The organism is Acinetobacter sp. G18, from assembly GCF_052660225.1.
Genome location: NZ_CP109658.1, coordinates 1,186,892 through 1,199,562, shown reverse-complemented (window position 1 = coordinate 1,199,562; position 12,671 = coordinate 1,186,892). Strand labels below are relative to the sequence as shown.

At 37.6% G+C, this 12,671-nt stretch carries 10 protein-coding genes and 3 tRNA genes; 11 read left to right on the top strand and 2 right to left on the bottom strand.

Features of this window, described 5'->3' with window-relative positions:
- The first annotated feature begins 23 nt into the window (after positions 1-23).
- From metF to NE363_RS05605, 5 genes are all read left to right on the top strand, one after another.
- Positions 24-860: a methylenetetrahydrofolate reductase [NAD(P)H] gene (gene metF / locus NE363_RS05625; protein WP_049065827.1), complete on the top strand. Its 837-nt coding sequence runs from the start codon at positions 24-26 to the stop codon at positions 858-860.
- An 18-nt stretch (positions 861-878) separates the two neighbouring features.
- Entirely contained in the window at positions 879-1,601 is a 723-nt protein-coding gene (locus NE363_RS05620) for a 16S rRNA (uracil(1498)-N(3))-methyltransferase (RefSeq protein ID WP_100191624.1), read from the top strand.
- A gap of 134 nt (positions 1,602-1,735) precedes the next feature.
- Entirely contained in the window at positions 1,736-4,588 is a 2,853-nt protein-coding gene (locus tag NE363_RS05615; RefSeq protein WP_445535994.1) for a putative bifunctional diguanylate cyclase/phosphodiesterase, read from the top strand.
- 236 nt (positions 4,589-4,824) lie between these two features.
- On the top strand, positions 4,825-7,095 hold the full coding sequence (locus NE363_RS05610) for an NADP-dependent malic enzyme (RefSeq protein WP_004700400.1): 2,271 nt from the start codon (positions 4,825-4,827) through the stop codon (positions 7,093-7,095).
- A gap of 91 nt (positions 7,096-7,186) precedes the next feature.
- Positions 7,187-8,425 (top strand): multifunctional CCA addition/repair protein, encoded by a 1,239-nt coding sequence (locus NE363_RS05605; protein ID WP_004700397.1) that lies wholly within the window; start codon positions 7,187-7,189, stop codon positions 8,423-8,425.
- 49 nt (positions 8,426-8,474) lie between these two features.
- Here the strand turns inward: NE363_RS05605 and NE363_RS05600 are convergent, their stop codons facing one another.
- Complete coding sequence (locus tag NE363_RS05600; RefSeq protein ID WP_019457174.1) at positions 8,475-9,650, bottom strand: S1C family serine protease; 1,176 nt, start codon at positions 9,648-9,650, stop codon at positions 8,475-8,477.
- 194 nt (positions 9,651-9,844) lie between these two features.
- Here NE363_RS05600 and NE363_RS05595 point away from each other — a divergent pair, with 194 nt between their 5' ends.
- The 6 genes from NE363_RS05595 (at position 9,845) to NE363_RS05570 (ending at position 12,438) form a co-directional block, all read left to right on the top strand.
- Positions 9,845-10,603, top strand: coding sequence for a Nif3-like dinuclear metal center hexameric protein (locus tag NE363_RS05595; RefSeq protein WP_077169451.1), 759 nt, complete (start codon positions 9,845-9,847; stop codon positions 10,601-10,603).
- 145 nt (positions 10,604-10,748) lie between these two features.
- The gene (locus NE363_RS05590; RefSeq protein WP_004700390.1) at positions 10,749-11,375 is read left to right on the top strand and encodes a superoxide dismutase; all 627 of its coding nucleotides are present in this window, start codon (positions 10,749-10,751) and stop codon (positions 11,373-11,375) included.
- A gap of 146 nt (positions 11,376-11,521) precedes the next feature.
- Positions 11,522-11,597: transfer RNA gene (locus NE363_RS05585), tRNA-Asn, on the top strand.
- 8 nt (positions 11,598-11,605) lie between these two features.
- Positions 11,606-11,681: transfer RNA gene (locus NE363_RS05580), tRNA-Asn, on the top strand.
- Between the two features lie 181 nt (positions 11,682-11,862).
- Positions 11,863-11,938, top strand: a tRNA-Asn gene (locus NE363_RS05575).
- Between the two features lie 56 nt (positions 11,939-11,994).
- Positions 11,995-12,438, top strand: a complete 444-nt coding sequence (locus NE363_RS05570) for a DUF2726 domain-containing protein (protein ID WP_445535993.1) — start codon at positions 11,995-11,997, stop codon at positions 12,436-12,438.
- 11 nt (positions 12,439-12,449) lie between these two features.
- On the opposite strand, the gene NE363_RS05565 is transcribed toward NE363_RS05570, so the two are convergent.
- Positions 12,450-12,650, bottom strand: a complete 201-nt coding sequence (locus NE363_RS05565) for a hypothetical protein (RefSeq protein ID WP_004700385.1) — start codon at positions 12,648-12,650, stop codon at positions 12,450-12,452.
- Between the last annotated feature and the right edge of the window lie 21 nt (positions 12,651-12,671).

Genomic DNA, 12,671 nt, shown 5'->3' with positions numbered 1-12,671 from the left:
TTCGCTGTTTACAAGGATTTGACATGACTAAACGTACACCTATTTCTTTTGAGTTTTTCCCGCCAAAAACTGATGCCGGTGCTGAAAAACTGCGTATTGTTCACCAAGAACTACAACTATTAAACCCTGAGTTTTTCTCGATTACTTATGGAGCTGGTGGCTCTACTCGCGAACGCACGCTTGCTGCTATTGATGATTTCAATGGCAAAGGTACACCTGTTGCCCCTCACCTTTCTTGTATTGGTGATGATAAAGCGCGTATTGCTGAACTACTCGATTTATACAAGACACAAGGTATTGACCGTATTGTCGCTTTACGTGGCGACTTACCATCTGGTCAGGTTGGACTTGGCGAGCTTCCTTATGCTCAAGATTTAGTACGTTTTATTCGTGAGCACTCAGGTGATCATTTTCATATTGAAGTTGCAGCTTATCCAGAAATGCATCCTCAAGCTGAAAATCTTGATTCAGATATTCAACGTTTTATTGAAAAAGTACAAGCTGGTGCTAATGCAGGAATTACCCAATTCTTTTTTAATCCAGATTCGTACTTTTACTTTATAGAGCGCTTGGAGAGTGCAGGAATTAACATTCCAGTGGCTCCTGGTATTATGCCAATTACCAATGCAAGCAACTTAATTCGCTTTGCAGATGGTACTGGTGCTGAAATTCCTCGTTGGATCCGTAAGCAGTTACAAGCCTATGGCGATGACAGTGAAAGTATTAAAGCTTTCGGTCATGAAGTTGTTGTTAAGCTATGCGAGCGCCTGATTGCAGGTGGCGCACCAAGCTTACACTTCTATTCAATGAATCAAGTTGAACCAACCCGTCAACTTGTTGTTGATCTTGGTTTAAATTAATTTTGTAAGGCGTACCCAATGAATCGTTTTTTTATCGAAACTGAACTTACAGTTGGCTCAACAATTCAACTGACTGAATCGGTATTTCATCATTGGGTGCGTGTTTTACGCGCACAACTACAAGAACAAGCGACTCTATTTAATGGACAAGGTGGCGAATATCTTGCGACACTCACCGAAATTAATAAAAAAAATGCATTTGTCGCCATTGAGAATTTTAATCCTGCCAACCGTAATGCCCCTTTTAAAGCTATTCTTGGTCAGGTCATGAGTAAAGGCGACCGAATGGATTATGCCATTCAGAAAGCTACCGAACTTGGTGTAAGCAAAATTCAGCTTTTAACCAGTGAACGCTGTGAAATGCGTTTAAAATACGACCGCGACCAAAAAAAATTAGATCATTGGCAAGCTGTTGCAATTGCAGCCTGTGAACAATGCGGGCTTAACTTTGTCCCAGAAGTTTTAGCACCCGTCCCTCTTCATGAATGGCTAAAATCTTCTGATCTTCCTGCATCCAAATTTGTTTTGGCTCCTGAAAAAGAACAAAAAGATGTATTAGCAGGGATCCAACCAGAACTCGCTCTCTTAATTGGTCCGGAAGGTGGTTTAAGCGAAAATGAAATTACGCAGGCCAATCAAGCAGGATTTATGAACTGGTGTATCGGAGACCGTGTATTACGCACCGAAACTGCGCCTGTTGTTGCATTATCTATTTTAAATTATCGGTTTTTATCCATATAAGCTAATTGAACATTGATTAAATCAACAATTAAAGTTAACTTACTTTTAATGTATGAATATTAATTTAAATTCTTTTCCACTGATAAATCAGATTCTTTCTGTATAAATGTAAAAAAATAGGATAGAAAAATCTTATGTCTGGCCTTCAGGAAGAATATTTACAGCATCAAACAAGAATTGAGCAGCTCCGACTCTCAATTCAATATATTCGCTTGTATCTGATTAGCTTAATATTACTTTGCTTAATTTCGGCCATTATTTTCACTTGTTACTTTACTTCTTACATCACAAATTTTATTTGGTCAATTGGTTTCACTATTTTATGTCTTGGTTGTCTATTATTTATCCCAAAGTTTTTAACACGTTATCGTGACATTAATTTCATTAGAAAAACTGATTTAACACTACAAGCTATTTGTTTGGTATCAGGGATATTAATGGGAGTAAATATAATTGTTCTGCATTTCTCCCTTCCTTCTACAATTATATCTATCTCTGATGTTCATATTCTAATTGGACTATTTATTAGTTCATCTCATATTATCGGTCTTACCTTTCTAACTCAGCAACCCCGATATTTTTATTTACTTTTTATTCCAAGTACTGTTCCACTTATTATTAGCCAGTTTACACATGTACAGACATCGCAACTTCCCTTTTACTTTGCGTATAATTTAGCCTTCTTAGCTACTCTACTTTGTGCTTACGCAACTCAACGCAACTACCAAAAAATTTCTCAGCTCCTATTTAAAAATAAACAACTCGTACAAGTTGCGGAACAACATACACAATGGGCTGAAGAATTATGTATACAACTTCAACAAGAAGTAAATAAATCAAAAGATATTGAAGCACAGCTTCAATTTAATAATCATTTGCTCGAACAGAAAGTACGTGAAAGGACCTATGATTTAACCAAAATGAATGAGAAGCTTGAAAGCCATCATCATAATTTAGCATTTGCTCATGAAACTGCTGGTATTCGTCCGTGGGATTGGGACATTGAAAAACAAAAATTAGAAATTACTTTTTTTGATCGACAAAAGCAGACGCAAAATACATCTTTACACCTCAATACAATTTTAGAACGTATTCACCCTAATGATCGAAAGTTATTTGACGAGCGTTTAAAAGAGCATTTAGATGGAAAATCTGATCATTTCAATATTACCTTTCGTATTTTACGGCGTAATGGTTCTTGGCGCTGGATACATGATGTAGGTCGTGTCATTAGCCGTGACCCTAAAACCAATAAAGCTTTACGTATGGTGGGAATGACCAGAGATATTCATCAAGAAAAAAAAGATCAAGAACATTTGAGACTTTGCGCTATTGTGCTTGAACAAGCAGCAGAAGGAATTTTTATTTTAGATGATAAACTAAATTATATTGATGTTAATCCCTATTATGAAAAATTAACTGGGTTTTCTAAATCTGAATTGTTAAATCAACAACTATTCAATATCACAATAAATCAGAAATTACAGCAACAAGAGTTTCATGACTCCATTACCCAGCAGCTACTTAAAACTGGCGAATATATGGGTCAATTTGATGAAAAGTTTGTATCAGGTAAAAGTGTTCACTTATGGCTCCATATTAATGCTGTGAAAGATGAACATAATCAAGTTATTAATTATATTGGTTTTGCACGTGATTTAACCGAACAAAAGCGACAAGAGCAACATTTATCTTATTTAAAAAATTATGACAGCTTAACTCATCTTCCTAATCGTTTTTATTATTACAATCAATTACACCAGTATTTAATTAATCCATCTTATAGCTTTAAAAATCTTGCATTAATACGTATTAATATTGATAGGTTTAGAGCGTTTAATGAGTTTTTAAATAATGATAGTGGTGATGAATTACTAAAACAGTTTGCACAGCGTCTACGCCTCACCAACATTAATGCCATTTTAGTGGCTTACTTAAATGGTGATGATTTTGCAATTATTTATGAAATATCACCAATTCATCCTAATATTGAGCAATATTGCCAAAATATTTTACAAGCATTAAATGCTCCATTTTATATTGATCAACAAGAGTATTTTATTACCGCCTCTATTGGAGTTGCCTGCTTTCCAGAGCATGGTAGACAAATTGACCATCTCAATAACCATGCCGAACAAGCACTATCTGAAGCAAAACGTTTAGGTGGTAACACCATTTGCTACTATTTCAATAAAGCAAGCAATCCGTATAAAACCGCAGATTTAGAGCAAGAATTACGCAAAGCTATCCAAAATGATGAATTTATTGTTTATTACCAACCAAAAATTAATTTAAATGATAAATCTGTTAAAGGTTTTGAAGCCTTAATTCGCTGGCAACATCCTGACAAGGAATTAGTCATGCCGAATATGTTCATTCCTTTTGCCGAACGTAGTAGCCTTATTTCCGATATTGGTAAAGTGGTTTTAGATAAGGTTGGCAAACAATTACAACAGTGGAAAAACTCAGGTTATTCAGATATTCAAGTCTCTGTAAATATTGTTGCTCAACAAATTCATCGTGGACTTTTACTGAATGATTTAGATGAAGTTTTAGAGAAATATCAACTCGATGGATCAAATCTAGAACTCGAAATTACTGAATCGGCTTTATTAGACAATACTGATAATGTGAAAAAACTATTGCATTCAATTAAAGAACGCAATATTTCGATTGCACTCGATGACTTTGGTACAGGCTATTCATCTTTAGCTTACCTGACAGAATATCCAATCGATGTTTTAAAAATTGATCGGGCCTTTATTTCAAAAATCGGCGATCAAAAACAAGAAGCTATTGTCAATGCCATGATTGCGATGGGCAAAAGTATGGGGTTAAAACTGGTGGCTGAAGGTGTTGAAACCGAAGAGCAAGTTATTTATCTACAAAAACAACAATGTGATTTTTTACAAGGCTATTTCTTTAGTCGCCCACTTCATCCAAATCAGATTAAGCAATATCTTCAATCAAATACACATATTTCATAATTGTTTTAACAGTCTATTTTACATGCACTGGTTTTTCCAAAAATGAGCGTTTTTGACTGTGAGAAATAGAGAAGTAGTGTTATATTCTTTAGCATTTAGCTCACTATGGGGCTATTGGCAATTCGTCTACTATTCTCTTAATTGGTAAAAATTAAAGCATAGTAAGAGCATCACATTGCCTCCCCCTAAATGAGTGATTTGACTAGTTTGCTTTTTTGTATCAAATAGAGACTCAGATGGACGATCAATCTTTAAAACAGGCCGCTTTAAATTACCACGAATATCCAAATCCAGGGAAAATCAGCGTCACGCCTAGTAAGCAACTCGTCAACCAACGAGATTTAGCTCTAGCTTATTCACCAGGGGTTGCTGCTCCATGTTTAGAGATTGAACGTGATCCTTCAGCTGCTGCAAAATACACTGCACGTGGCAACTTAGTTGCTGTTGTAAGTAACGGTACTGCGGTTCTTGGTTTAGGTAATATTGGTCCATTAGCTTCTAAACCAGTAATGGAAGGTAAAGGCGTTCTTTTCAAAAAGTTCGCTGGTGTTGACGTATTTGATATTGAAATTGCTGAGAACGATCCAGATAAAATCGTTGATATTGTTGCTTCATTAGAACCAACTTTCGGCGGTATTAACCTTGAAGATATCAAAGCGCCAGAATGTTTCTATATCGAGAAGAAACTTCGTGAACGCATGAAAATTCCTGTGTTCCATGATGATCAACACGGTACAAGTATTATTGTAGGTTCAGCATTATTAAATGCTCTACAACTGGTTAACAAGAAAATTGAAGAAATCAAAATTGTTGCTTCAGGTGCAGGTGCTGCTGCCCTTTCTTGTTTAGATTTACTTTGCGCTTTAGGCGTAAATAAAGAAAATATCATTGTAGCCGACTCTCGTGGTCTTCTTACGACTTCACGTGAAGGCTTAGATGAATCTAAAAAACGTTATGTACAAGACATTAAAGCGACTCAATTACATGAAGTAATGGCTGGCGCAGATATGTTCTTGGGCCTTTCAGCTGCTGGCATTCTCACCAAAGACATGGTGAAACTAATGGCTGAAAATCCTATTATCTTTGCTTTGGCAAACCCAGATCCAGAAATTTTACCTGAACACGCGCATGAAGTACGCCCTGATGTCATCATGGCAACTGGTCGTTCGGACTACCCGAACCAAGTAAACAACGCTTTATGTTTCCCTTATATCTTCCGTGGCGCACTTGACGTAGGTGCTACAACAATTAATGAAGATATGAAAATTGCTTGTGTACATGCAATTGCACGTATGGCTCACGTAGAAGCTGATGCTGCTACTTATGGCGAAAAATCTGCTTCATTTGGTCGTGACTACTTAATTCCACGTCCACTTGATCAACGCTTAATTTTAGAAATCGCACCTGCTGTTGCTAAAGCTGCAATGGATTCAGGTGTGGCAACTCGTCCTATCGAAGACTTTGCTGCATATCGTCAAAAACTGTCTGAGTTTGTTTATAACTCTGCATTCTTGATGAAACCAATCTTTGCTCAAGCAAAAACAGATCCTAAACGTATTGCATACGCTGAAGGTGAAGATGAACGCGTATTACGTGCTGTTCAAATTGCAGTTGATGAAGATTTAGCTAAACCAATTTTAGTTGGTCGTACTGCTGTCATTGAAGCAAACATCAAAAAATTAGGCCTACGTTTACAACATGGCGTGAACATTGAGATTGTAGATCAAGAACAAAACCCGATGTACGAAGAGTTTTGGAAAGACTACTACCAAACAATGCAACGTAAAGGCATTACTGTTGAATATGCTCAACGTGAAGCTCGCCGTCGTTCAACTTTAATCGCATCACTTCTGGTTAAATTTGGTAAAGCTGATGGTATGTTATGTGGTACTTACAGTAGCTATAACATTCACCTAGACTTCGTACGCAACGTTATTGGCCTTAAAGAAGGTATGAACAACTTCTTCACGCTCAATGCATTAATGCTTGAAGACCGTAACTTGTTTATTGCTGATACCTATGTAAACACTAACCCGACTGCTGAACAACTTGCTGAAATGACAATTTTAGCAGCTGAAGAAGTACGTCGTTTTGGTATTACACCACGTGTAGCTTTACTTTCTCACTCAAGTTTCGGCAGCGACCAGACTGATTCAAGCGCTCAAAAAATGCGTGAAGTTTATCGTATTTTATCTGAGCAAGCTCCAGAGCTTGAAGTTGAAGGTGAAATGCATGGTGATGCAGCATTAGACGAAAGCATTCGTCAATTTGCATTCCCAGGTTCACGCTTCAAAGGCTCAGCAAACTTGCTCATTATGCCGAACCTAGATGCAGCAAACATTTCATTTAACTTGCTAAAAGCAACTTCTGGTAACAACGTTACTATTGGTCCAATTTTGCTAGGTGCTGCTAAACCAGTTCATATTTTGACACCTACAGCGACGACTCGCCGCCTTATCAATATGACTGCTTTAACTGTTGCTGAAATTCAACAACAAGAAAAGTAATTTAGAAACTGCTTTTTACGAAAAGCGTTTCTAATGACTTGAGAAAACCTCTATTCTGTAGCATGATTGCTTGAAGAATAGAGGTTTTTTCATGCAAGTGTATTTAGTAGGCGGTGCTGTTCGAGATTATTTACTTGGGCATCCCTATCAAGAAAAGGACTATGTTGTGGTCGGTGCAACGCCGGAACACATGCTCGCCCAAGGTTTCCAACCTGTAGGCAAAGATTTCCCTGTGTTTCTTCATCCCCAAACCAAAGAAGAATATGCACTTGCACGAACCGAACGGAAGTCAGGTCAGGGATATCACGGATTTCAATTCTTTACTGATACCACTGTAAGCTTAGAAGATGACTTAATTCGTCGTGATTTAACCATCAATGCAATAGCCATGGATCAAGACGGCAAAATATACGATCCATATGGTGGGCAAAGCGACTTAGAGAATAAAACTCTACGCCATGTTTCAGAAGCTTTTGCTGAAGACCCTTTAAGGGTTTTACGTGTGGCTCGTTTTGCAGCACGATACTTCCCATATGGTTTTCAAATTGCTCCTGAGACTTTGCAGCTTATGCAAACTATGGCGGAGTCAGGTGAACTAGATGCATTAACACCAGAACGTGTTTGGAAGGAAACTTCTCGCGCTTTAATGGAAACTCATGCAGACATTTACTTCCAAACTCTGCGTGATTGTGGGGCGTTAAAACATCTTTTCCCTGAAATTGATGCTTTATTTGGTGTACCTCAGCGTCCTGAATATCACCCAGAAGTAGATTGTGGCATTCATACTCTTATGTCATTACAACAAGCTTGTAAATCGAATTATTCACTCGACGTACGTTTTGCTGTTTTAGTGCATGATCTTGGTAAAGCATTGACCCCTGCTGATGAGCTTCCTCGCCATATCATGCATGAAGAGCGTGGCATTAAACCAGTTACTGAGTTGTGTGAACGTTTACGAGTTCCAACTCAGACCAAGCAGTTGGCATTATCAGTGTGCAAAGAACATTTAAAATGCCACCAGATTATGTCCTTAAAACCAGGCACTTTATGGCGTCTATTACAACGCCTAGATGTTTTACGTCGTCCTGAAAGAGTAGAAGCTTTTGTACAAGCGTGTGAATGTGATGCAAAAGGAAGATTAGGATTAGAAGATCGTCCTTATCCTCAAGCTCAATATATGCTTGAAGCCATGCAAATCGTTCGCTCAATCAAAGTTCAGAATTTACCTGAAAATATTAAAGGTGCTGAAATTGGTGAAATGCTCATTCAATATCGAATTGAAGCTTTAACTGAATTTAAAAATCAGCATCAAAGTGTTAGTCATTCCTAATGAGTAATCATAAAAAAAGCCTCTTTACGAGGCTTTTTTTATTTAGATTTTAACGTTTTGGAAGTGGAATATACTGAGATTGGGTATTTTGCGCTTTACGCTCCCCTACAGTCACAACAAAGTTTTGTTGTTTACCATCTCGTTCAACCAATACATTAATTTCGCTATTTGGTGCTTGTAAAGCCACATAGTTAATTAAGTGAGAAGCTGAAGTGATCTGTTCATTATTTACTTGAACAATCTTATCGCCAACTTTAATACCAGCTGAAGCTGCTGGACCATTTTTCAACACGTCAGCAACTACAACTCCGACCTGTTGTTTTGGTGCTAATACATCATCTTGCGTAGGTGGAAGTAAACTAATACCTAACCAACCACGGACTACACGACCATCTTTTAAAATAGAGTTGAGTACTTGTTGGCAAACTTTAGCAGGAATCGCAAAACCAATACCTAATGAACCACCAGATTGCGAGAAAATAGCAGTATTTACACCAATCAAGTTACCTGCGACATCAATTAACGCACCACCCGAGTTACCTGGGTTAATTGCAGCATCTGTTTGAATAAAGTCTTCGTAAGTATTGATACCTAAATCTGAGCGACCAGTTGCGGAAACAATTCCCTGAGTTACTGTTTGACCCACACCAAATGGATTACCAATTGCTAAGACAACATCACCAACTTCATTACCACTCAATTTAAATGGCAATACTGGTAACTTATCTAAATCAATTTTAATCACTGCCAAATCTGTATCAGGATCTGTCCCGACAATTGTAGCTACGGCACGACGTCCGTCATGTAAAGCAACTACAATCTGGTCAGCTTGAGCAATCACATGATTGTTGGTCAAGATATAACCATCGGCACGAACAATAACACCAGATCCTAAGCTATTTTCATTTTGCTGTTGTTGTTCAGGAACCTGATTTCCAAAAAACTCACGGAAGACAGGATCACTCAATAAAGGATGATTTTGTTTAACTTTCTGGGTCGTAAAAATATTCACAACTGCCGGCGCTGCAACTTTTACAGCAGCGCTATAGGACACCACCCCGCCCGTTCGAGAAGTATCCACCAGTGGTTCAACTTTCTCAGCAGGCATTTGCACACCATCAACTGCAACAGTTGGTTTCGGCCGATGGTATTTTTGCCATGCGATAAAACTGGCAATTACAATAATAAGTAACACCCAAGGTAACCATGTAAAGGTGCGGCGCACGTTCATATCCTCTACGAAAAGAAGTTTTTAATTAAATTAATATATTGAACAAAAAGAGTTTTCAATTAGGCATTTTAAATTAAATATGTCGATATACATAAAAAAGTCAAAAAAGATTTGTCTAGCTTTAGTTACACAACAAAATATGTTTCTATAGCTTTAGCAATTATTTACTACTCAATTCAGGAAATATCATGGCGAATTTGCATGAAATTATTCAGTGGTGTGATCAAACCTTAAAAGCGGCAGAATTTAAAGATTACGCACCAAATGGCCTGCAAATTGAAGGTTCAACTGAAGTAAATCGTATCGTTTGTGCCGTTACTGCTTCCGAAGATGCTATTGATGCAGCAATTGCTCAAAATGCAGACTTACTACTCGTACACCACGGTTATTTTTGGAAAGGCGAACCGTACCCAATTACAGGAATGCGAGGTAAACGCATTAAAAAACTCATTCAAAATAATATTTCATTAGTCGCTTACCATCTGCCGTTAGATGCGCACCCAACTTTGGGCAACAATGTAGCGATTGCAGAGAAATTAAATTTACAAAATTTAGAACCTCTTGATTTAACCGAAAAACATCCGATTGGTAATATCGGTTATTTAGAACAAGCGCTTTCTGTAGAGGAATTTAAAACAAAACTACAAAATAGCTTTGATTTTAAGGTTATTCACTTACCGGCAGAAAAACAAACTATTCAAAAAATAGGCTTCTGTACAGGTGGTGCTCAAGATTATATTTCTAAAGCGGCTTTGCAAAACTGTGATGCTTATATTTCTGGTGAAGTGAGTGAACGAACTTTTTACGAAGCTAAAGAATTAGGTGTTCATTATTTTGCCTGTGGTCACCATGCAACCGAACGTTATGGTGTTCAACGTTTGGCCCAAGCCATTTCAAAACAATTTGCAATTGAAGCTGAATATTTTGAATTGAATAATCCGATTTAATTAAGTCTTTTTTTCAATCTGTGTTATGCGTATTAATTAGATCTTTATTGTGTATAGTTCTTTAAAACGATGCCCTATTGTTACCAGAATCATTTACAATAGAGCCACTTAATTGTATAACCCAGCAAATGCAAGGAATAGGAACATGACAACCATTACTTTACCTGCACTTCCATATGGCTATGATGATTTAGCGCCACATATCAGTAAAGAAACTTTAGAATACCATCACGACAAACACCACAATACCTATGTTGTTAACTTAAACAACTTAATTAAAGGCACTGACCTTGAAGGTAAAACTTTAGAAGAAATCATTAAAGCAACTGCTGGTGATGCTTCTAAAGCTGGTATTTTCAACAATGCTGCTCAAGTTTGGAACCACACTTTCTACTGGAACAGCATGAAACCAAATGGTGGTGGTAAGCCTACTGGCGCAATCGCTGCTAAAATTGACGAAGCTTTCGGTAGCTACGAAAAATTTGCAGAAGAATTCGCTGCTGCTGCAACAACTCAGTTCGGTTCAGGTTGGGCTTGGTTAGTTGCTGATGAAGTAAACGGTAAACTTTCTATTACTAAAACTTCTAATGCAGACACTCCACTTGCACACGGCCAAATTGCTGTATTAACAATTGACGTATGGGAACATGCTTACTACATCGATTTCCGTAACTTGCGTCCTAAATACATTTCAACTTTCTTAGAAAGCCTTGTGAACTGGGACTATGCAAATGCAAAACTTGCAGGTCAACCAGCTGGTGTAGAGAAATAATTTTATTTCTTTATAAAAAACCACCCTCTTTAGGGTGGTTTTTTTGTTTTTAGTGCAGTAAAAGCATATTAATCAAGCAAACGATTCATTTTCTTTAATATTCTTATTGACGCATTTAGATTTCATCCATAAAATGCGCATCAGATTCTCCAATAGCTCAGTCGGTAGAGCGACGGACTGTTAATCCGCAGGTCCCTGGTTCGAGCCCAGGTTGGAGAGCCATCTACTAATCTCCCATAGCTCAGTCGGTAGAGCGACGGACTGTTAATCCGCAGGTCCCTGGTTCGAGCCCAGGTGGGAGAGCCAAGATTCTAAAAGCCCACATTTATTGTGGGCTTTTTCTTTTCTAATGATTTAATAATTTTCCATTATTTTGAATAAAATCAATGTTTCGTGTATTTTTAAGCCAAACGATTAGATATTCTCTTTAATTCTCTTATTAGCCCTTGACCTAGCCTCCTTTCCTCCCTAAAATCCTTTTCCAGATTCTCCCATAGCTCAGTCGGTAGAGCGACGGACTGTTAATCCGCAGGTCCCTGGTTCGAGCCCAGGTGGGAGAGCCAAGATTCTTAAAAACCCACTCATTACGAGTGGGTTTTTATTTGTATGATGTTGTCACATGTTCGAATCGAGTCATTTATTTTTTATTATTTTAGGCTGCTTAAGCACCTGTATTTTTCTTGTCGTTTGTTTACGTCCCTATTTATTTCAAAAACAAAAATTCTTTGCCCGCCCTATCATTACTAATTTTGAAACTCAGATGTTTATCCGTTTGAAACAGAGTTTCCCTAGTTACCATGTTTTAGCTCAAGTGGCCTTTAGCGCATTAATTACCAGTAATGATTATAAAGTTCGTAGTCAGTTCAACCGTAAAGTTACCGACTTTGTTGTGCTAAACGACAAAATGGAAGTCATCGCAATTATTGAATTAGATGACCCTACCCATCTTGAAAAAGTAGAAGAAGACCGTATGCGTGATCAAATGCTTACAGAAGCAGGATATATTGTAAAACGTTATACAAGCATCCCTAGCGTACGCCAGCTACAAAAGGATATTCATTAACAGCACTGCTATTATTTCTTTTCAGAACTTGCAGCTTCTTTCTCCGCTATTCTTTTTTCCATTTCTAGACGTTGCTGCTCATACTGCTTTTTATTCTTAGCATCACTCTTTGCAGCAAAGAAAAGTATCCCAATAATCAAAAAAGGAATAAGCAAACCTAATCCCATTAATAACCAAGGAACAGACTTTTTTTCAACAGGTTGCTGGCTCATAAGTGTTTTAAACTCGAACAT

Bases quoted from the DNA above. Each gene is read 5' to 3' on its own strand.
- NE363_RS05610 (WP_004700400.1), top strand. From the start codon at position 4,825: ATGGACGATCAATCTTTAAAACAGGCCGCTTTAAATTACCACGAATAT.
- NE363_RS05620 (WP_100191624.1), top strand. From the start codon at position 879: ATGAATCGTTTTTTTATCGAAACTGAACTTACAGTTGGCTCAACAATT.
- NE363_RS05565 (WP_004700385.1), bottom strand. From the start codon at position 12,650: ATGAGCCAGCAACCTGTTGAAAAAAAGTCTGTTCCTTGGTTATTAATG.
- NE363_RS05595 (WP_077169451.1), top strand. From the start codon at position 9,845: ATGGCGAATTTGCATGAAATTATTCAGTGGTGTGATCAAACCTTAAAA.
- NE363_RS05590 (WP_004700390.1), top strand. From the start codon at position 10,749: ATGACAACCATTACTTTACCTGCACTTCCATATGGCTATGATGATTTA.
- NE363_RS05605 (WP_004700397.1), top strand. From the start codon at position 7,187: ATGCAAGTGTATTTAGTAGGCGGTGCTGTTCGAGATTATTTACTTGGG.
- metF (WP_049065827.1), top strand. From the start codon at position 24: ATGACTAAACGTACACCTATTTCTTTTGAGTTTTTCCCGCCAAAAACT.
- NE363_RS05570 (WP_445535993.1), top strand. From the start codon at position 11,995: ATGTTCGAATCGAGTCATTTATTTTTTATTATTTTAGGCTGCTTAAGC.
- NE363_RS05615 (WP_445535994.1), top strand. From the start codon at position 1,736: ATGTCTGGCCTTCAGGAAGAATATTTACAGCATCAAACAAGAATTGAG.